Source organism: Janibacter zhaoxuefangae (assembly GCF_050271985.1).
Lineage (GTDB): Bacteria > Actinomycetota > Actinomycetes > Actinomycetales > Dermatophilaceae.
Window position 1 is genome coordinate 1,164,944 of the sequence record NZ_CP189849.1, and the last position, 18,545, is coordinate 1,183,488.

Consider the following 18,545-nt stretch of genomic DNA (forward strand, 5'->3'; position numbering starts at 1 on the left):
GGCTCGCGCCATGGACGTGCAGATCCGCAGCGCCACCAGCGACGATGCCCTCGCGCTGGCGGCGCTGCGCCTGCAACAGGACCGTGACCGAGGCCACGCGCCCCGACCGGGGTTCCTCGACGAGTACGCGGCCGCCTTCGTCGCCGAGATCGCCGACTACCACGTCTGGCTCGCCGAGCAGGACGACGGCCGACCCGTCGGCTGCGTCCTCGCGCTGCGGGTCCGCAAGTTGCCGACGCTCGTCTGGGACGGCCGGGCCGAGTGGTGGTACGTCCAGCAGGTCTTCGTCACCCCGGACCGGCGCCGCGAGGGCATCGCCCGCGCACTGCTCGAGACGGTCCAGCAGGAGGCCCGCGGCCAGGATGTGCGACACGTCCTGCTCAGCTCGAGCGCTGCCGGGCGCCCCCTTTTCGAGGCCCTCGGGTTCCACGAGCCCTCGCCGCGCCTGATGGAGTGGGTGCCACCCGGATCGGGTGGCCTCTTCGGCGCATAGGCTGCCCGGCATGGATTCGAGCACTCCCGAACCGGCCGCGGGTCTCCCGCACGTGACCGACGGCTTCGAACGACTGTGGACGCCACACCGGATGGCCTACGTCACGGGGGAGCGCCCCTCGAGCGAGCCCGGTGATGGCTGCCCCTTCTGCGTCTCGCCCGGCCGTGACGACGCCGACGGCCTCATCGTCCACCGCGGCGAGCACTGCTTCGTCGTGCTCAACCTCTTCCCGTACAACCCGGGACACCTGCTCATCTGCCCCTACCGCCACGTGTCGCTCTACGTCGACCTCACCGACGAGGAGACGGTCGAGTTCACGGCGTTGACGAAGGCGAGCGTCCGCGCGCTGCAGCGTGCCTCGGGCCCGCAGGGGTTCAACCTCGGGATGAACCAGGGCGAGGTCGCCGGCGCCGGGATCGCGGCCCACCTGCACCAGCACGTCGTCCCGCGCTGGGGCGGCGACGCCAACTTCCTGCCCATCGTCGGGCAGACGAAGGCGCTGCCGATGCTGCTCGAGGACACCCGCCAGCGGCTCGTGGCCGCCTTCGACGCACCGTGACCCGCCACCGACGCACGTCGATCTGACGGGGGCGGCATCCCGCACCGCGTCGCCGCGCGGGAGTACGGTGCCGATCGGACAATCCGGTCCGTCACCCCACCTCGCGGAGGTTCAACGATGAATCCCGACCCCGACGACGTCGTCGATCACGACACCGTCCCACCCGCCAACAAGGGGCTCCTGGCCCTGGCCGGCCTGCTGCTCGCGTTGCCCATGATCGCGCTCGCGTGGGTGGGCAGTTACGCGCGCGTCGAACCGCGCTTCGCCGGCTTCCCCTTCTTCATCTGGTACCAGTTCCTCTGGGTCTTCCTGTGCTCGGCGGCCACCTACGCCGCCTACCGGATCGTGAAGGTCGCCCGCCCGCACCGCCCCATGGTCGGCGAGGGCTCGCACCTGCACCCGCGCGAGCGGGGTGACGCATGAGCACCCTCGTCGCGGCCCCGAACACGGGGGTCAACTACACGGCGCTGACCGTGCTCATCGTCCTCTTCCTGCTCGTCACCGTCATGGGCTTCTGGGCGTCGCGTTGGCGCCGGGCGAGCAGCATGGAGAGCCTCGACGAGTGGGGTCTCGGTGGCCGCAGCTTCGGCACGTGGGTCACGTGGTTCCTGCTCGGCGGTGACCTCTACACGGCCTACACGTTCGTCGCCGTCCCGGCCGCGATGTACGCCTTCGGCGCGGTCAGCGGCTTCTTCGCCGTGCCGTACACGATCGTGCTCTACCCGATCATCTTCCTCTTCATGTCGCGCCTGTGGTCGGTCAGCCACCGGCACGGCTACGTCACGCCGGCCGACTTCGTGCGGGGGCGCTACGACTCGCGCGGCCTGTCCCTGGCCGTCGCCGTCACGGGCATCCTCGCCACGATGCCCTACATCGCACTCCAGCTCGTCGGCATCCAGGCCGTGCTCGAGGTGGCCGGCGTCGGCGGGTCGAGCGCGCTGGCCAAGGACCTGCCGCTCTTCATCGCCTTCGCGCTGCTCGCCGCGTACACGTACTCCTCGGGGCTGCGGGCGCCGGCGATCATCGCCTTCGTCAAGGACGGCCTGATCTACCTCGTCATCATCGTCGCGATCATCTACCTGCCCTCGAAGTTCGGCGGCTGGGACGCGATCTTCGGTGCGGCGCAGGAGAAGATGAGCGCCACGAACGAGGCGACGGGCAAGCCCAACGGCGCCTTCGTGCCCAACGCCCAGCAGTACTGGGCCTACGGGACGCTCGCCTTCGGGTCGGCGCTGGCGCTCTTCATGTACCCGCACTCGATCACGGCGACCCTGTCGTCCTCGAGCCGCAACACGATCCGGCGCAACGCGGCGATCCTGCCGGCCTACAGCTTCGTGCTCGGTCTGCTCGCGCTGCTGGGCTGGGTGGCCATCGCGGCCGGGACGCAGCCGATCGGCCTCGACGGCAAGGCCAACGCACAGCTGGTCATCCCGCAGCTCTTCGAGGACGCGTTCCCGTCGTGGTTCGCGGGCGTCGCCTTCGCGGCCGTGGCCATCGGTGCCCTCGTGCCGGCGGCGATCATGTCGATCGCGGCTGCGAATACCTTCACCCGCAACATCTATCGGGAGTGGCTGCGGCCCGACGCGACGCCGGCCCAGGAGGCCAAGGTCTCCAAGCTGGTCTCGCTCGTCGTCAAGGCCTTCGCGCTCATCTTCGTCATCACCCTCGACAAGCAGAACGCGATCAACTTCCAGCTCCTGGGCGGCATCTGGATCCTGCAGACGTTCCCGGCCATCGTCTTCGGGCTCTACACGCGGTGGTTCCACCGGTGGGCTCTCATCGCGGGCTGGGCCGTCGGCATGCTCTACGGCACGATCACGGCCTACGACGTCGTCAACCCGGTGACGGGCAAGCACTTCGGTGGCTCGCTCGCCTCGATCCCGGGCATCGCCGAGATGGGCTACATCGCCGTGACCGCCTTCGCGATCAACGTCATCGTGGCCGCGATCCTCACGGTCGTCCTGCGGGCGGCGAAGGTGGCCGAGGGCCACGACGCCACCATCAAGGGCGACTACTTCGCGGACGCCGGCGACCCGCGCGTGCGGGAGCGCCTGGACCCCCTCGGCGACGTGAGCTGAGTCGGCCCCGGAACGACATGACGAAGGCGGCGGTGCCCGATGGGCGCCGCCGCCTTCCTCATGCCCGGGGAGTCTCACCCCTGGGCGTCACGCACGATCGTCACTCACACACGAAGGTCGCGTCCGCCCAGTCGGCGTGGTCGTTGCCGTTGCCGTCGGGCGTCGTGTCCGCGACGAGGGTGACCTCGTTCGCGCCGGTGATGTCGGCGGTGAGCTCGTGGTTCGCGCTCGTCGCCGTCTGGACCGGTGAGGTCGCGACGGTCTTGCCGTCCGCCTTCACGGAGAACTGGACCGTGCCCCGCGTCGGCTGGGCGTCGTCGATGCCGACGACCGCGCGGAAGGTGTTGCACGAGCCACCCGTGTAGTAGACGACCTCCGACGGCGCGTGCGCGCCGAGGCCCTTCTCGAAGCGGACGCCGTTGAGCGTCAGCGGCTGTCCGTCACCGGAGGCGACCTCACCGTTCGACTGGTCGAGCTCGACCGGTCCCCACCCGTTCGTGGCGGAGAGCCACGGGTGGTCGCTGGCGAAGACGGTGCCCGACGGCGGCGGCGGGACGATGCCCACCGTGCGCTTCTCGGTCAGCTCGACCGTGCTGCCGTCGGCGCGCGTGTAGCGGCCCGTCGACGTCAGGGTGACCTCGTCGGCGGTCGTGTCGGCCGGGGGAGTGACGATCCACTCCGTGTCCAGCGACGCGCCCGGCTCGAGGGTGGCGGCCGTGGTGGCCCCCTTCGCGGTGACGGTGAAGCCCTCGGGCGCCGTGAGGGTCACGGACGCGTCCGTGACGGCCTTCGGCTCCGTGATCTCGAGGCTCGAGGCGACGGTGTTCTCGCGGCCCGGGAAGAGCTTCTCGGTGGCCGGGTCGATGGTGACCTCGGCGCACTCGGGCACGCCGGTGGCGGCGCCGACGTCCTTGATCGTCACGTTGTCGAGGGTGAAGAGCGCGTTGCCGCTGACACCCGTGCGCCGCAGGCCGACCCACGTGTCGCCGCAGGTCGAACCCTCGACGATCTGGGTGTGCCGGGTCGTCTCGGTGACGCGCGGGAGGTCCGTGCGCTTCACCTCGCGCGAGGTCGGCTCACCCGAGAGGGTGCTGTCGACGCCCTCGACCCACTGGTAGGCGCCGGCGACGGCCGACTGGTGGTCGAAGGAGACCTCGTAGCGGCGGCCGGGCTTGAAGGTGGCCGTCTGCGGGACGGTCCGGTAGACCAGACCCTCGTTCTCGTCGTTCGACTTCAGCGACCAGTCGCCCTCGATGACGTCGTCGATCGGGACGTCATTCCACCCCTTCTGGGTGTACGGGGCGTGGAGCTCGGAGCGGTGCGTGCGGGCGTCCGTGATGCCGCCGGCGCCGCCCTTGACGAAGGGGCCCCAGCCGGGCTGGTCACCCTCGAAGTCCTCGTCGACGAGGGCCTTCGTCGGAGCCGCCGGTGCCGTCACGATGCGCCAGTCATCGAGTGTCACCGCCGCGTCGCCCGCCTTCGCTGTCGCCGACAGGGTGACGTCGCCCGTGCTCCCGGCGGGCACGGTGAAGGGGACCGTCACGCGCTGCATGTAGCTGCCGTTGAAGGTGCTCGCCGCGACGTAGTTGCGGGCCGTCGAGGCCGAGATGGTCTTCTCGGTCTTCGTGCCCTTCTGCGGGAGGGCGCGCACCGTGAGCTCGCGGCGCTTGCCGGGCTCGATCTCGGCCCACACCGTGGCCTCGTACGAGCCGGGAGCGAGGCGCTTGGCTCGCTGGGCGATCGAGGACTCGACGCCCGTCCCGAGGCGGGCGACGTTGTGGCCGTTGGCGAGGCGGGCGACCTTCGCGCCGCCCGTCGGGGACCATGCGGCGAGCGTGCCCGCGTTGTGGCCGGGGTCGACGAGGCCGGTGCCCTCACCCCAGGCGGGGGAGGCCTGGGTCGGCGCCGCGTCGGGGTAGACGACGTAGGGCGTCTCGGCCTTGGCCGTCAGGGTGATGGAGCCGCCGCTCGGGGTCGCGGTGGCGACCTTCGTGCGGCCCGTGTCCGTCAGCTCGTAGACCGAGTACGAGGCGGCACCGTCGATGTCCGCGGGCAGCTCCCACGTGCTCGTGCCGCCCTTGGCGGAGTAGTGGTAGGCCTTGTCGGCCGGGCCCTGGGCGTCCGAGGACCACGGCAGCAGGTAGGTGTCGCCGCGCAGCACCTCGCGACCGCCGTCGGTGATGACCCGGTCGGCCGCCGAGGTGCCCGTGACGCGGACACCGTTGTCGAGGTCGATGCGCTGGTCCTCCCAGCGGACGATCTTGCCCTGCTGGAGGTACTTCACCGGCAGGTTGTTGGACCACACGTTGTCGGTGAAGGCGTTGTAGTCGGTCTGCCCGGTCCAGCCCTCGAACTCGACCACGTGCGCCGTGCCGAGGAGGGGGTGGGGGTTCCAGACGTCCTTCTCGTCGTTGCGCACGAAGCGGATCAACTGCGAGTTGATGCCCTTGTTGTCGGCGCCGCCGTAGTTCTCGTCATTGGCCCAGTGCGACCACGTCGTCGTGCGCTCCATGTGCGAGGCCCACTCCGTCGAGACGCGCCAGTCGTTCTTGACGATCTCCTTCTGCAGGGAGTCCGAGAGCCAGCCGTACTCGTAGTAGACGTCGACGTAGAGGAACTTGAGGGCGTCGCCCGTCTCCTCCTTGAGCTGGCTGAGGCGGTCGGCGAGCGTCCCCTCGTGACGGTCGAGGCGCTGGTTGATGTAGTACGCCTGGTCGACCCAGTTCCACCCCGGCTTGGTCTTGTCCATGAGGCGGTCGTTGTAGGCGTGGGCCTCCGGGTCGGCCTCCGTCGCGTTGACGTGGACGCCCAGGTCGACGTTGTACTTCTCCGACGCCGCGGCCAGGGTCTTGAGGTCCTTGAGGCCGCCCGCGCGGGTGTTGTAGTTGCCGCCGTAGTCCGGGTGCGCGGAGTCGTGGCCCTCGGACTGATAGCCCTTGAGCATCGCGGCCTGGCCGAGACCGTCCGTCGCGAGGGAGACCCGCTTGACGTCGTCGAGGGTGCGCAGGAAGGGGTGCGTCGCCTCGCTGACGATGTTGAAGGGGATGTGGGTGATGACGTTCTTGCGGGTGTCCTCGGCGTGCGGCGTCTTCGTCGCGATGGCGCGCATCGCGATCCCACCGTCCTGCCAGTCGACCGTGCCGTCGTCGTTGGCGTCCGTGGTCAGCGACACCTTGGCCCAGGGCAGTTCGAGCGTCTCGTCGCTGTCGGCGGTGCGATACAGCCAATCACCGGACCACAGCGAGAGGCGCTTCTGCCCGTCGTCGCCCGCGGTCGTGCGCCGCATGATCCGGTTGCGGTCCATCCGGCCCGTGTCGCCGCTGTTGTCGTAGAGCGAGTTCGACTCGATCGCGGCGGCGACGGTGTCGGTGTGCGCGACGGCGTAGGTCGAGCCGACCGGGGCGTCGTTCGTCGGGGTGTCGGCCGCGACCTTCGTCGTCGTGTCGCCGTTGCGGTTGCGGGAGACGTCGACGATGGCGGAGCGCACCGTGGCTCCCGCGTCCTCGGACGTCACCGTGAGCAGACCGTGGTCCGGCACGGAGAGGGTGCGGACGAGCTCCTCGCCGTCGTCGATCGCCGTGATGGCGAACTCGGCCGTGGTGCCGGTGGCCGTGATCGTCGCCGTCAGGGTGGCGCCCGGCAGGTCGGGGGAGGTGAGCGTGTACGTCGCGGTGGCACCGTCGACGGCCAGGTCGGCGACCTCGATGTGGCGGTCCGTGCCGTTGACCCGGATGGTGTCGAGCGCGCGGTCCTGCCCGCGGAAGGTCGCCCCGCCAAGGTCGTAGGAGACGATCCGCGGGAAGTCCTCGGCCGCGTGGACGACGAGGCCGCCCGAGGTCAGGGCGACGGTGCCCTCGGGCGCGGCGGCCGTCGCCGCGGCGTTCGGCGCGGAGGCGGCGGAGACCGCGGGGAGGGGCGATGCCCCGGCGGCCGGGGCCAGGGTCAGGGCGAGGGCTCCGGTGAGGAGGGCCGCGCCGCCGGCGCGTCGGCGAGAACGACGCCCCGGCGCGGGGTGTGACCTGTCGAGGTGATTCATGGTGGCTCCAAGGGACTCATGAGCGGCCGGCTCCACTGCCGACGTGCGCGAGAGTGATTGATCCGTGAAGCAATCAATCACAGTTGCGCACTGCTCCCTCTCAGGGTCACCCACCTCGTCCGACCTCGCAACCCGAGCCGCCGTGGGGCGTGCGACGGGCACACCATCCGTCGATACGCTTGCCGCACCATGCTGAACCGATACGCGCGCGCCTTCTTCACCCGGGTCTTCACCCCCGTGGCACGACTCCTCCTCCGGCTGGGCATCGGCCCCGACACCGTGACGATCGTCGGCACCCTCGGCGTCGTCGTCGGCGCCCTCGCCTTCTTCCCCCGCGGTCAGCTCCTCGTCGGGGTCCTCGTCATCACGGCCTTCGTCTTCTCCGACACGATCGACGGGGTCATGGCGCGGATGCAGGGACGCACGGGCGTGTGGGGCGCCTATCTCGACTCGACCCTCGACCGGTTCGGCGACGCGGCCATCTTCGCCGGCCTGGCGATCTGGTACTTCGAGGGCGGCGACGACCGGGTCATGGCCCTGCTCGCCCTCGCCTGCCTCATCCTCGGCAGCCTCGTGTCCTACGCGAAGGCCCGCGCGGAAGGGGTCGGCCTGACGGCCAACGTCGGCATCGCCGAGCGCGCCGACCGGCTCGTGGCCACCCTCGTCGCGACCGGCCTCGTCGGACTCGGGGTGCCCGACGTGCTGCTCAAGGTGGTCCTCGCCCTGCTGCTCGTCGCCAGCGCCATCACCGTCGCGCAGCGCATGCTCACCGTCCGGCGCCAAGCCCTGGTCGGCGTGTGAGTCGGCTGGCCGACCGGGTGACCGCCGGCGGATTCCGCGCCGGCTGGGCCCTCGTGCGGACCCTGCCCGAGCCCGTCGCCGGTGCGCTCTTCGACCGCGCCGCCGATGTCGTCACCCGCCGGGGCGGCAAGGGCGTCACTCGGATGCGCAGCAACTACGCGCGCGTGCGTCCCGAGCTCGACGACGCCGCGCTCGATGCCCTCGTGCGCGACGGGATGCGCCGCTACCTGCGCTACTTCGGCGAGGCCTTCCGGCTGCCCGCGATGAGTCGGGCGCACATCGACGCGCGCGTGCGGGTCGTCGGGGACGGGCCGGTGCGAGCCGAGCTCGCGGCCGGGCGCCCGGTGCTGTGCTTCCTCGGGCACCTGGGCAACTGGGACCTCGCCGGGGCGTGGGGGACCCGAGCCCTCGGCCCCGTCGTCACCGTCGCCGAACGTCTCGAACCGGAGGAGCTCTTCCGCGACTTCCTCGCCTTCCGCGAGGGTCTCGGCATGACGATCCTCCCGCTCACGGGCGGCGGCGACGTCTTCGCCCAGCTGCGCGAGCACCTCACCCGCCCCGTCGTCCTGCCGCTGCTCGCCGACCGGGACCTCACCGACACGGGCATCGAGGTGGACCTCTGCGGGCACCGCGCGAAGGTCGCGGCCGGCCCCGCAGCCCTGGCCGTCGCCACCGGCACGGCCCTCTTCCCCGTCTCCATCCGCCACGAGCGCCTCGAGCGCGGGTGGGGGATCGTCATCACCTTCCACGAGCCGGTCACCGAGCCTGCCGACGGCGGTGCCCCCGAGGGGAGTGACCCGCAGAGCGGCACCGAGAGCGGCGGCACCGATAGCGACCGGGAGCGCACCCGACGGCTCACCCAGGCATGCGTCGACGCCCTCGGCGTCGCCATCACCGAGCACACCGCGGACTGGCACATGATGCAGCGCGTCTTCGTCGAGGACCTCGCGCCGGGTGGGCGGCCCCGATGAGGATCGGGCTCGTCTGCCCCTACTCCTTCGACGTGCCCGGGGGAGTGCAGTTCCACGTGCGCGATCTCGCCGCCGACCTCATCCGGCGCGGGCACCACGTCTCGGTGCTCGCGCCGGCGGACGAGGGGACGCCCCTGCCGGACTACGTCGTCTCCAGTGGCCGCGCCGTGCCCGTGCGCTACAACGGCTCCGTCGCGCGATTGACCTTCGGACCCGTGACGGCCAGCCGGGTCAACCGGTGGCTCGAACGCGGTGACTTCGACGTGCTGCACATCCACGAGCCCGTCACCCCGAGCGTCTCCATCCTCGCGCTGTGGGCCAGCGACTGTCCCGTCGTGGCGACCTTCCACACCTCCAACCTGCGCTCGCGGGCGATGCAGGCCGCCTACCCGCTGCTGCGGCCGTCGCTGGAGAAGATCAACGGCCGGATCGCGGTGTCCGAGGACGCGCGCCGCACCGTCACGACCCACCTCGGGGGCGACGCCGTCGTCATCCCGAATGGGGTCGACGTCGGCGCCTTCACCGACGTCGCCCCCCGGCCCGAGTGGCAGGGGAGCAGCGAGCGACCGACCTTCGCCTTCCTCGGCCGGATCGACGAGCCACGCAAGGGTCTGCCCGTCCTCGCCGAGGCGATGACGCACCTGCTGCGTGAGGTGCCCGGCGCGCGTGTGCTCGTCGCCGGTCCCGGCGTGCCCGAGGCCGCGCAGGCCCGGATGGCGTCGGAGGTCGCGGCGGCGTGCGAGTTCCTCGGGGCCGTGAGCGACGAGGACAAGGCGGCCCTGCTCGCGTCCGTCGACGTCTACGTCGCTCCGCACACCGGCGGCGAGAGCTTCGGCATCGTGCTCGTCGAGGCCATGGCGGCCGGCGCGCCCGTGCTGGCCAGCGACCTCCCCGCCTTCGTCCGGGTCCTCGACCAGGGCGAGGCCGGCGCCCACTTCCGCGCGGCCGATCCGCAGGACCTGGCCGACGTCGCCCTGCGGCTGCTCCGGGCCCCGGACGAGCGCGCCCGCCTGCGGGACGCCGGCCGCAGCCGAGCGAGGGTCTTTGACTGGTCGGTCGTCACCGAGGACATCCTGGCCGTCTATGAGACCGTGCTCGCGACGTCGACCGGCGCGCGTGCCCACCGTGAGGAGCAGAGCCCGTGGAGACCCTGACCTGGATCGTCATCGGCGTCGCGCTGCTGCTCGTGGCGGCGTGGTACCTGTCCTACAGCGCCGCCCGACTCGACCGCCTGCACGCCAAGGTCGAGGGCGCCCTCAGCGCCCTCGACGCCGCCCTCGTCCGGCGCTCGGAAGCCGCGCTCGAGCTGGTCAACTCCGGCGGACTGGACCCGGCGAGCGGACTGCTCGTGGCCGGGGCTGCGGCCGAGTCCCTCGAGCAGACGAACGCGCACACCTTCGCCCACGACCCGCTGGAGGGCCAGCACTTCGCGGGGCGTGAGCGCGTCGAGAGCGAGTTGACCGAGGCCCTCACCGCAGCCCTGAGCGCGTCGGCGCTGGAGCGCCTCGGCGACGACCCCGGCGCGGCGGATGCGTTGGCGCGGCTCGATGCTGCGGGGCGCCGGGTGGAGCTGGCCCGGCGCTTCCACAACGACGCGGTGAAGGAGGTCCAGCGGGTGCGTGGCAAGGCCGTCGTGCGACTCTTCCGGCTCGCCGGTCACGCGGACCTGCCGCACACGGTCGAGTTCGCCGACGTGGTGCCGACCACGCCGCGCGTGGGCCGGACCGGCCGCGACCTAGACTGACTCCACTCCCGTTTTTCCCCGCACGAGTAGAACCAGGTCGACGATGACTGCGCAGTCCACCCCCACCTCTTCCGCCGGCGCTCCCACCACCGGCACCGGCACGAACCGCGTCAAGCGCGGCATGGCCGAGATGCTGAAGGGCGGCGTCATCATGGACGTCGTCAACGCCGAGCAGGCCAAGATCGCCGAGGACGCCGGCGCCGTCGCCGTCATGGCGCTCGAGCGCGTGCCCGCCGACATCCGCGCGCAGGGCGGCGTGTCCCGGATGAGCGACCCCGACATGATCGACGGCATCATCGAGGCCGTCTCGATCCCCGTCATGGCCAAGGCGCGCATCGGCCACTTCGTCGAGGCACAGGTCCTGCAGAGCCTCGGCGTCGACTACATCGACGAGTCCGAGGTCCTGACCCCGGCCGACTACGCCAACCACATCGACAAGTGGCAGTTCACCGTCCCCTTCGTCTGCGGTGCGACCAACCTCGGCGAGGCCCTGCGCCGGATCTCCGAGGGTGCGGCGATGATCCGCTCGAAGGGGGAGGCCGGCACGGGTGACGTCTCCAACGCGACGACGCACATGCGCCAGATCCGCCAGCAGATCCGCCGCCTCCAGGGGCTGCCCGAGGACGAGCTCTATGTCGCGGCCAAGGAGCTCCAGGCACCCTTCGACCTCGTCAAGGAGGTCGCCGAGGCCGGCAAGCTCCCCGTCGTCCTCTTCACCGCCGGTGGCATCGCGACCCCCGCGGACGCGGCGATGATGATGCAGCTCGGCGCCGAGGGCGTCTTCGTCGGCTCCGGCATCTTCAAGTCCGGCAACCCGGCCCAGCGCGCCGAGGCGATCGTCAAGGCGACGACCTTCTTCGACGACCCCGACACGATCGCGTCGGTCTCGCGCGGCCTGGGCGAGGCCATGGTCGGTCTCAACGTCGACGAGATCCCTGAGCCGCACCGCCTCGCCGAGCGCGGCTGGTGATTCCGTCCCAGCGCCCCGGTGACGGGGCGCTGGCCCGACGTCGTTTGCTCGGAAGGGCCGCGCCCCGGCAGGGTGCGGACATGCGGTGGATGAATGACTGATCGAGCTCCCGACGCGACGTTGGTGGCGCGGCTCCTTCGAGAGCACGTCCCGGAGTTGGCCGGGGAGCAGGTGCGCCCGAGCTCGACGTCCGGCAGCAGCAACTGGGTCTTCAGAGTCGGCCGGCGATACGCAGTGCGGCTTCCTCGGACGGATTCCTACGCAGAAGACGTGGTGAAGGAGGCCACGTGGGTGCCCCGACTCGCGCCGGAACTGCCGGTCCCGGTGCCCGACGTCATCTACCAGGGCGAGCCGTCCGCGTTGTTCTCCCGGCCCTGGACCGTCGTCACCTGGGTGCCGGGCGATCTACCGGGAGATCTTGGCCCGGCCGAGCAGGGTCTGCTCGCGAACGACCTTGGACAGTTCATGCGCGGACTGCACGCGGTGGGCACCAGCGGGCTGACCGCCGGAGCAGAGCGCTGGGGATACCGGTGCGATGACCCGGTGACCGAGACGATCGACTCCTGGGCCGACACCGCAGCCGAGGGTCTGTCGGACGTCTTCGACCCACGACAGATCCGACAGGCGTGGCAGAAGATCCGTGACGTTCCTTCGGCATCGACGCCACCCTGCTGGGTGCACACGGATCTGTCGCCCGAAAACCTCCTGGTGAGCGCTGACGGGCATCTGGTCGGCGTCATCGACTTCGGTGGACTGGGTATCGGCGACCGGTCCGTCGACCTGCTGTACGCCTGGGACATGTTCGATGAGCCAGCACGCGAGGCGCTCCGTGTCGCCTCGCGTGCGGACGAGGCGACGTGGCTGCGCGCACGGGCATGGGCCTTCGTCGGTCCGGGCCTCCTGACGATCCTGAGCTACCGGCACACGATGCCGAGCCGTACGGCCCGACTCACCAGGATGGTCGAGGTCATCGCCGACGAGGTCGGCGTCCCCCTTCGCTGAGACCTCTGGAGCCCGGGTGGAAAAAGTTTTACCATGGGGTTCATGAAGACAGCGATCAGCCTCCCGGACCAGGCTGCGGCCCGTTTCGACCGTGTCGCAAAGAGGCACGGGATGACGCGGTCGGAGTTTTATCGGCGCGCTGCCGAGCAGTACGCGGACGAGTTGGCCGACGCGGACCTGACGGCGCAGATCGATGACGCGATTGACGCCCTCGGGCAGCCCGGCGAGGAGTCGGCCGAGCTGCGTCGCATGGCAAATTCCCGTCTGGTCGAGGTGCCGGACGAGTGGTGATCCGGCGCGGGGAGGTGTGCTGGGTCGACTTCGGCGAACCCAAGGGCAGCGCTCCCGCCAAGCGACGACCGGCCCTCATCGTGCAGTCCGACCGCTACAACGCGTCGCGAATCTCCACGGTGGTCGTTCTGCCAATCACATCCAACACGACGCTCGCACGGCATCCGGGCAACGTGTTCCTCCCGGCACCGGCGTCCGGTCTACCGAAGGACTCGGTCGTCAACGTCTCGCAGCCGATGACCGTGGACCGCTCCGACCTCGAGGACACCGGCGTGGAGTTGCCTGACAGCCTCATGGACGCAGTCGATGCTGGCCTCCGGCGGGTGGTGGACCTGTGAGGCTCTGGCGTGTGCGCCCGCGTGGACCACGGCTCAACGTCGCCGAGATCCCCGAGCCGCGCCACTTCGCCAAGGGTGGCGAGTGATCCGGCCCTCAGAGGCGCTCACGTAGCCACGCGAAGTCGGCCCGGTGCTCGTCGGCTCCGCCCGGCGTCTCGCAGATGACCGGGGCGCCGGCGTCGCGCACGACGGCCGCGAACTCGTCGGGGTCGAGTTGCCCCGCACCGAAGTTCGCGTGCCGGTCGGCGCCGGAGTCGAAGGCGTCGCGACTGTCGTTGGCATGGACGAGGTCGATCCGCCCGGTGATGGCGTGCAACCGCTCGACCGCCTCGGTCAGCGGGATCCCGCCGGCCCACGCGTGGCAGGTGTCGAGGCAGAAGCCGACCTGCTCGACGCCGTCCGCCGAGGCGATCGCCTGCCAGACGCCCTCGATCCGGTCGAGCTGGCGCGCCATCGCGTTCTCCCCGCCCGCCGTGTTCTCGATGAGCAGCGGGAGGGTGAGATCGGTGGCCTCGATCGCCTTGCGCCAGTTGTCGAACCCGACGGCCGGGTCGTCGCTCTTGCCGACGTGACCGCCGTGCACGATCAGCCCCTTCGCCCCGATCTCCGTCGCGGCGGTGACGTGCTGCTGCAGGAGCTTGCGGCTGGGAATCCGAATGCGATTGTTCGTCGTGGCGACGTTGACGATGTAGGGCGCGTGCACATAGAGGTCGATGCCGGCATCCTCCGCGGCCGCCCGCAGCGCACTCGCGCCACCGGGGTAGCGCACCTCCGGACCCTTGTAGCCCTGGGGATCGCCGAGGAAGAACTGCACGAGGGTCGTGCCCCGCGCGATCGCCTCCGCCACCGGGTCGGTCTGGTCCACGTGGGCGCCGATGCTGATCGTCATGATCCCAGCCTACGAAGGGGGCCCGACAGTGGCCTCGCCGTCGACGGCCCTACGCTCACACCCGTGACGACGACGATTGGTGTCCTGGCCGTGCAGGGCGGCGTGCGCGAGCACGTCGCCGCCCTCGAGCGGGCCGGTGCCACCGCCCGTCCGGTCCGGCGCCCCGAGGAGCTGGCGGTCGTCGACGGACTGGTCATCCCCGGCGGTGAGTCGACGACGATGGACAAGCTCGTGCGCGCCTTCGGACTGTACGAGCCGCTGCGCGCGCGACTGGCGGCCGGCATGCCGGCCTACGGGTCGTGCGCCGGCATGATCATGCTCGCCGAGCGCATCGCCGATGGTCGCGCCGACCAGCAGACCCTCGGCGGCCTCGACGTCACGGTCCGGCGCAACGCCTTCGGCCGCCAGGTGGACTCCTTCGAGGCCGACCTCGCCGTTCCGGTCCTCGGCGAGCCCCCGCTGCACGCCGTCTTCATCCGGGCGCCCTGGGTCGAGGACCACGGACCGGACGTCGAGGTCCTCGCCAGCGTCGAGGTCGACGGCGCGAGCCACCCCGTCTTCGTCCGTCAGGGCGCCGTGCTAGCCACCTCCTTCCACCCGGAGGTGACGGGCGACGAGCGGGTGCACGCCCTCTTCGTCGAGATGACGGCTGCGGCGTCGGCCTCCGCCGCTGTCATAGGATGACCCGTCCGGACTGTCAGACACCTCGCGCCCCTCGAGCGGCGCGGATGAGGGAGATCACCAGATGAGTGGCCACTCCAAGTGGGCAACCACGAAGCACAAGAAGGCGGCTATCGACGCCAAGCGCGGCAAGCTCTTTGCCAAGCTGATCAAGAACATCGAGGTTGCCGCGCGGTCCGGCGGGGGCGACGTGTCGGGCAACCCGACGCTCTATGACGCCATCCAGAAGGCGAAGAAGAGCTCGGTCCCCAACAACAACATCGACAACGCGGTCAAGCGCGGGTCGGGCGCCACGGCCGGCGGTTCGGACTGGGAGACGATCACCTACGAGGGCTACGCGCCCGGCGGTGTCGCGATCCTCATCGAGTGCCTCACCGACAACCGCAACCGCGCTGCCGCCGAGGTGCGGACGGCGCTGAGCCGCAACGGTGGCCAGCTCGCCGACCCGGGCAGCGTCTCCTACGTCTTCGACCGCAAGGGCGTCGTCATCGTCCCGAAGGGGGACAAGACCGAGGACGACATCCTCGAGGTCGTCCTCGAGGCCGGCGCCGACGAGGTCAATGACCTCGGCGAGGTCTTCGAGATCGTCTCCGAGGCCACCGACTTCGTCACGGTCCGCAAGGCCATCCAGGACGCCGGCATCGACTACGAGTCGGCCGAGGCGTCGTGGGTCCCCAACCTCCAGGTGCCGCTCGACGCCGACGGCGCCCGCAAGATGATCCGCGTCATCGAGGCGCTCGAGGACAGCGACGACGTCCAGGACGTCTTCGCCAACGGCGACATCTCCGCCGAGGTCATGGCGGAGCTCGAGCAGGACGACTGACCGCGCACCTGACCGTCCGCGACCGGCCACCGACGCACCCAGCGTGTCGGTGGCCGGAGCCGTCCCCGGCGCTGTGTAGCGTGTCATCCGAACGTGTGTTCGGATCGCACGTCTCGGTTTCCTGTTCGGAGGAGTTGTCGTGCGCGTCCTGGGAGTCGACCCCGGCCTGACCCGATGCGGGCTCGGTGTCGTCGACGGCCCTGCCGGGAATCTGGCCATGGTCGCGGTGGGCGTCGTCCGCACGCCGAGCCTCAGCAGCACGGGGGAGCGGCTCGCCTTCCTCCAGGATCAGCTCGACGTCTGGCTCGATCGCTTCGAGCCCGCGGTCATCTCGCTCGAGCGCGTCTACGCCGCCGATCACGTCCCCACCGTCATGACGACCGCCCAGGCCGCCGGGCTGGCCCTGCTGGCCGGCGCGCGCCGCGGCATTCCCGTCGTCCAGCACACCCCGACCGAGGTCAAGGCCTCGGTCACCGGCTCCGGCCGGGCCGACAAGAGTCAGGTCACCACCATGGTCACGAGGATCCTGCGGTTGAGCGAGGCGCCCAAGCCCGCCGATGCCGCCGACGCACTGGCGCTGGCCATCTGCCAGCTGTGGCGCGGCCAGGGCGACGAGCGCGTCGCGATGGCTGCCGCGAGCGAGCGGGCCCGGCTGAAGGCGGCCCGCCGATGATCGCGTCGCTGTCCGGCGCCGTCCAGCACGTGGGTCTCGACCGCGCCGTCATCGAGGTCGGTGGCATCGGCGTGCTGGTGTACACGACGCCGCGCACCGCCTCCGGTCTGCGGACGGGGGCGCAGGCCTCCCTGGCCACGACGCTGGTCGTGCGGGAGGACTCCCTGACGCTGTACGGCTTCGACACGTCGGGGGAGCGCGACACCTTCGAGACCGTCCAGACCGTCTCCGGGGTCGGCCCGCGCATCGCGCTGGCGATGCTCGCCGTGCTCAGTCCGGACGAGGTCGCACGGGCCGTCGGCGCCGGCGACGTCACCGCGCTCACCAAGGTCCCCGGCATCGGGCGGAAGGGGGCCGAGCGCCTCGTCCTCGAGCTGCGCGACAAGATCGGTCACGTGCCCGGGGCCGACGCGGGTGCCCCGAGCGCCGCGGCCGGGTGGCAGTCCCAGGTCACCGAGGCGCTGGTCGGGCTCGGCTACACGAGCAAGCAGGCCGACGTGGCCGTCGACCGCGTCACTCCGGCGCTCGGCGCCGATCCCGCGGTCGCGGACGCGCTGCGCGCGGCCCTGCGGGAGCTCGGCCGATGAGCGGGGAGGGCTTCCGGTCGGAGATCCACGAGCCCGGTGCGCGCGACGTCGGGGACGAGGGTCCAGAGCGAGCAGAGGACGGGTCCTACGAGGCCACGGCCCGCATCGTCGACCCGGGGCGGGAGGCCGACGAGCACACCGTCGAGGCGGCGCTGCGGCCCCGGCGGCTCGCCGAGTTCCCGGGCCAGCCGCGGGTGCGCGACCAGCTCGGTCTTGTCCTCGAGGCGGCGCGACGCCGGGCCAAGGCTCCGGACCACATCCTGCTGTCCGGACCTCCCGGACTCGGCAAGACGACCCTGGCGATGATCGTCGCGGCCGAGCTCGAGACGCCGATCCGGGTGACGAGCGGTCCGGCGATCCAGCACGCGGGGGACCTGGCCGCAATCCTGTCGTCGCTGATGGAGGGCGAGGTCCTCTTCCTCGACGAGATCCACCGGATGTCCCGGGCCGCCGAGGAGATGCTCTACCTGGCGATGGAGGACTTCCGGGTCGACGTCATCGTCGGCAAGGGGCCGGGGGCGACGGCGATCCCCCTGGACCTGCCTCCCTTCACCGTCGTCGGCGCGACGACCCGCGCCGGCCTGCTGCCGGCGCCGCTGCGCGACCGCTTCGGGTTCACCGGCCACCTGGACTTCTATGCCACCGAGGACCTCGAGACCATCCTTCGCCGCTCGGCTCGGCTGCTGCGCATCGAGGCCGATGCGGCGTCGATCCGGGAGATCGCGCGCCGCTCGCGCGGCACACCTCGCATCGCCAACCGGCTGCTCCGACGGGTGCGCGACTGGGCTCAGGTGCACGGCGTCGGCCACGCCGACCATGAGGCCGCCCTCGCGGCGCTGACCCTCTTCGACGTTGACGAGGTGGGCCTCGACCGCCTCGACCGCGCGGTCCTCGAGGCGCTCTGCCGACGGTTCGGCGGTGGGCCGGTCGGCCTGACGACGCTGGCCGTCGCCGTCGGCGAGGAGGCTGACACGGTCGAGACCGTGGCCGAGCCCTACCTCGTGCGGGAGGGCTACATGGTGCGCACCCCCCGTGGTCGCGCGGCGACGCCCGCGGCCTGGACGCACCTCGGTCTGACCCCACCACACGAGGTCCAGCACGTGCTCCCCTTCGAGGACGGACCCGGCCGCTTCGGCGGCTGAGCACAGCCTGGCCGAATGGTCGTGATGCCGAGCCCGGGCACGTGACGCGGCACGGCGCGTTGGTCGGGGTGTGCGCCCTGACCTAGACTCAATTCTTGGTCCGGGCCCGGCTCGGACCGTGGCTTGTGGCGATGAGGCCCGAGCCCCCAACCTGCACCACCGACGGGACAGATTTTCCATGGACTCCGGTAACGGCACCGCCAGCATCCTGCTGCTGGCGATCCCGCTGATCCTCCTCGCCCTGATGGCGTTCACCCAGCGCAAGCGCGCCAAGGCGGTGGCGGACTTCCAGGCCGCTCTCGCAGTCGGCGATCGCGTCGTGACCACGTCGGGCATCCTCGGCACGGTGCGGGCCATCAACGACGGCATCGTGTCGCTCGAGATCGCCGACGGTGTGCAGCTGCGCATCGATCGCCGCGCCATCGGCATGGAGCAGACTCCGTCGACGCCGACCGTCAGCGAATAGG

General features: G+C 71.1%; 20 protein-coding genes. 18 read left to right on the forward strand and 2 right to left on the reverse strand.

The genetic code is table 11. The features are described 5' to 3' along the window. Positions 1–10: 10 nt before the first annotated feature. The 4 genes from ACQBAS_RS05485 to mctP all read left to right on the forward strand — a co-directional run bounded on the left by ACQBAS_RS05485 (position 11) and on the right by mctP (position 3,130). Complete coding sequence (locus ACQBAS_RS05485) at positions 11–493, forward strand: GNAT family N-acetyltransferase (RefSeq protein ID WP_427385375.1); 483 nt, start codon at positions 11–13, stop codon at positions 491–493. Between the two features lie 10 nt (positions 494–503). Continuing rightward, a complete protein-coding gene (locus ACQBAS_RS05490) occupies positions 504–1,052 on the forward strand; it encodes an HIT family protein (protein WP_427385376.1) in 549 nt (182 codons plus the stop codon). A gap of 117 nt (positions 1,053–1,169) precedes the next feature. Further along, positions 1,170–1,475 (forward strand): DUF3311 domain-containing protein, encoded by a 306-nt coding sequence (locus tag ACQBAS_RS05495; RefSeq protein ID WP_427385377.1) that lies wholly within the window; start codon positions 1,170–1,172, stop codon positions 1,473–1,475. Next, positions 1,472–3,130 (forward strand): monocarboxylate uptake permease MctP, encoded by a 1,659-nt coding sequence (mctP, locus tag ACQBAS_RS05500; RefSeq protein WP_427385378.1) that lies wholly within the window; start codon positions 1,472–1,474, stop codon positions 3,128–3,130. Before ACQBAS_RS05495 ends, mctP begins: the two co-directional genes overlap by 4 nt. A gap of 100 nt (positions 3,131–3,230) precedes the next feature. On the opposite strand, the gene ACQBAS_RS05505 is transcribed toward mctP, so the two are convergent. Continuing rightward, the gene (locus ACQBAS_RS05505) at positions 3,231–7,166 is read right to left on the reverse strand and encodes an endo-alpha-N-acetylgalactosaminidase family protein (protein ID WP_427385379.1); all 3,936 of its coding nucleotides are present in this window, start codon (positions 7,164–7,166) and stop codon (positions 3,231–3,233) included. 189 nt (positions 7,167–7,355) lie between these two features. On the opposite strand from ACQBAS_RS05505, the gene pgsA reads away from it, so the two are divergent. The 8 genes from pgsA to ACQBAS_RS05545 all read left to right on the forward strand — a co-directional run bounded on the left by pgsA (position 7,356) and on the right by ACQBAS_RS05545 (position 13,283). Next, entirely contained in the window at positions 7,356–7,967 is a 612-nt protein-coding gene (pgsA, locus tag ACQBAS_RS05510) for a phosphatidylinositol phosphate synthase (RefSeq protein ID WP_427385380.1), read from the forward strand. Further along, complete coding sequence (locus tag ACQBAS_RS05515; protein ID WP_427385381.1) at positions 7,964–8,938, forward strand: phosphatidylinositol mannoside acyltransferase; 975 nt, start codon at positions 7,964–7,966, stop codon at positions 8,936–8,938. The genes pgsA and ACQBAS_RS05515 overlap by 4 nt, the downstream gene beginning before the upstream one ends. Then, positions 8,935–10,092 carry a glycosyltransferase family 4 protein gene (locus tag ACQBAS_RS05520; protein WP_427385382.1) on the forward strand — a complete coding sequence of 386 codons (1,158 nt, stop codon included), beginning with the start codon at positions 8,935–8,937 and terminating at the stop codon, positions 10,090–10,092. Before ACQBAS_RS05515 ends, ACQBAS_RS05520 begins: the two co-directional genes overlap by 4 nt. After that, positions 10,080–10,682: a hypothetical protein gene (locus ACQBAS_RS05525; RefSeq protein ID WP_427385383.1), complete on the forward strand. Its 603-nt coding sequence runs from the start codon at positions 10,080–10,082 to the stop codon at positions 10,680–10,682. Before ACQBAS_RS05520 ends, ACQBAS_RS05525 begins: the two co-directional genes overlap by 13 nt. A gap of 43 nt (positions 10,683–10,725) precedes the next feature. Continuing rightward, positions 10,726–11,652 carry a pyridoxal 5'-phosphate synthase lyase subunit PdxS gene (gene pdxS, locus ACQBAS_RS05530; RefSeq protein WP_427385384.1) on the forward strand — a complete coding sequence of 309 codons (927 nt, stop codon included), beginning with the start codon at positions 10,726–10,728 and terminating at the stop codon, positions 11,650–11,652. Between the two features lie 93 nt (positions 11,653–11,745). Next, positions 11,746–12,654 carry an aminoglycoside phosphotransferase family protein gene (locus ACQBAS_RS05535; RefSeq protein WP_427385385.1) on the forward strand — a complete coding sequence of 303 codons (909 nt, stop codon included), beginning with the start codon at positions 11,746–11,748 and terminating at the stop codon, positions 12,652–12,654. Positions 12,655–12,696: 42 nt separating this feature from the next. Further along, positions 12,697–12,945, forward strand: a complete 249-nt coding sequence (locus ACQBAS_RS05540; protein WP_427385386.1) for a ribbon-helix-helix protein, CopG family — start codon at positions 12,697–12,699, stop codon at positions 12,943–12,945. Continuing rightward, positions 12,939–13,283, forward strand: a complete 345-nt coding sequence (locus tag ACQBAS_RS05545; RefSeq protein ID WP_427385387.1) for a type II toxin-antitoxin system PemK/MazF family toxin — start codon at positions 12,939–12,941, stop codon at positions 13,281–13,283. The genes ACQBAS_RS05540 and ACQBAS_RS05545 overlap by 7 nt, the downstream gene beginning before the upstream one ends. Positions 13,284–13,377: 94 nt before the next feature. On the opposite strand, the gene ACQBAS_RS05550 is transcribed toward ACQBAS_RS05545, so the two are convergent. Continuing rightward, positions 13,378–14,172: a deoxyribonuclease IV gene (locus ACQBAS_RS05550; RefSeq protein ID WP_427385388.1), complete on the reverse strand. Its 795-nt coding sequence runs from the start codon at positions 14,170–14,172 to the stop codon at positions 13,378–13,380. Between the two features lie 63 nt (positions 14,173–14,235). Here ACQBAS_RS05550 and pdxT point away from each other — a divergent pair, with 63 nt between their 5' ends. The 6 genes from pdxT (at position 14,236) to yajC (ending at position 18,544) form a co-directional block, all read left to right on the forward strand. Then, a complete protein-coding gene (pdxT, locus tag ACQBAS_RS05555) occupies positions 14,236–14,856 on the forward strand; it encodes a pyridoxal 5'-phosphate synthase glutaminase subunit PdxT (protein WP_427385389.1) in 621 nt (206 codons plus the stop codon). Positions 14,857–14,917: 61 nt separating this feature from the next. Then, positions 14,918–15,676, forward strand: a complete 759-nt coding sequence (locus ACQBAS_RS05560) for a YebC/PmpR family DNA-binding transcriptional regulator (protein WP_427385390.1) — start codon at positions 14,918–14,920, stop codon at positions 15,674–15,676. Between the two features lie 139 nt (positions 15,677–15,815). Further along, positions 15,816–16,349: a crossover junction endodeoxyribonuclease RuvC gene (ruvC, locus tag ACQBAS_RS05565; RefSeq protein WP_427385391.1), complete on the forward strand. Its 534-nt coding sequence runs from the start codon at positions 15,816–15,818 to the stop codon at positions 16,347–16,349. Continuing rightward, positions 16,346–16,936, forward strand: coding sequence for a Holliday junction branch migration protein RuvA (gene ruvA, locus ACQBAS_RS05570; RefSeq protein ID WP_427385392.1), 591 nt, complete (start codon positions 16,346–16,348; stop codon positions 16,934–16,936). The genes ruvC and ruvA overlap by 4 nt, the downstream gene beginning before the upstream one ends. Further along, on the forward strand, positions 16,933–18,078 hold the full coding sequence (gene ruvB / locus ACQBAS_RS05575; protein ID WP_427385393.1) for a Holliday junction branch migration DNA helicase RuvB: 1,146 nt from the start codon (positions 16,933–16,935) through the stop codon (positions 18,076–18,078). Before ruvA ends, ruvB begins: the two co-directional genes overlap by 4 nt. Positions 18,079–18,256: 178 nt before the next feature. After that, positions 18,257–18,544, forward strand: a complete 288-nt coding sequence (gene yajC, locus ACQBAS_RS05580; RefSeq protein WP_427385394.1) for a preprotein translocase subunit YajC — start codon at positions 18,257–18,259, stop codon at positions 18,542–18,544. Position 18,545 lies beyond the last annotated feature (1 nt).

Excerpts from the sequence above, each read along its gene's own strand:
- ACQBAS_RS05485 (WP_427385375.1), top strand. The coding sequence starts at position 11 with ATGGACGTGCAGATCCGCAGCGCCACCAGCGACGATGCCCTCGCGCTG.
- ACQBAS_RS05490 (WP_427385376.1), top strand. The coding sequence starts at position 504 with ATGGATTCGAGCACTCCCGAACCGGCCGCGGGTCTCCCGCACGTGACC.
- ACQBAS_RS05495 (WP_427385377.1), top strand. The coding sequence starts at position 1,170 with ATGAATCCCGACCCCGACGACGTCGTCGATCACGACACCGTCCCACCC.
- mctP (WP_427385378.1), top strand. The coding sequence starts at position 1,472 with ATGAGCACCCTCGTCGCGGCCCCGAACACGGGGGTCAACTACACGGCG.
- ACQBAS_RS05505 (WP_427385379.1), bottom strand. The coding sequence starts at position 7,166 with ATGAATCACCTCGACAGGTCACACCCCGCGCCGGGGCGTCGTTCTCGC.
- pgsA (WP_427385380.1), top strand. The coding sequence starts at position 7,356 with ATGCTGAACCGATACGCGCGCGCCTTCTTCACCCGGGTCTTCACCCCC.
- ACQBAS_RS05520 (WP_427385382.1), top strand. The coding sequence starts at position 8,935 with ATGAGGATCGGGCTCGTCTGCCCCTACTCCTTCGACGTGCCCGGGGGA.
- pdxS (WP_427385384.1), top strand. The coding sequence starts at position 10,726 with ATGACTGCGCAGTCCACCCCCACCTCTTCCGCCGGCGCTCCCACCACC.
- ACQBAS_RS05535 (WP_427385385.1), top strand. The coding sequence starts at position 11,746 with ATGACTGATCGAGCTCCCGACGCGACGTTGGTGGCGCGGCTCCTTCGA.
- ACQBAS_RS05540 (WP_427385386.1), top strand. The coding sequence starts at position 12,697 with ATGAAGACAGCGATCAGCCTCCCGGACCAGGCTGCGGCCCGTTTCGAC.
- ACQBAS_RS05550 (WP_427385388.1), bottom strand. The coding sequence starts at position 14,172 with ATGACGATCAGCATCGGCGCCCACGTGGACCAGACCGACCCGGTGGCG.
- ACQBAS_RS05560 (WP_427385390.1), top strand. The coding sequence starts at position 14,918 with ATGAGTGGCCACTCCAAGTGGGCAACCACGAAGCACAAGAAGGCGGCT.
- ruvA (WP_427385392.1), top strand. The coding sequence starts at position 16,346 with ATGATCGCGTCGCTGTCCGGCGCCGTCCAGCACGTGGGTCTCGACCGC.
- ruvB (WP_427385393.1), top strand. The coding sequence starts at position 16,933 with ATGAGCGGGGAGGGCTTCCGGTCGGAGATCCACGAGCCCGGTGCGCGC.
- yajC (WP_427385394.1), top strand. The coding sequence starts at position 18,257 with ATGGACTCCGGTAACGGCACCGCCAGCATCCTGCTGCTGGCGATCCCG.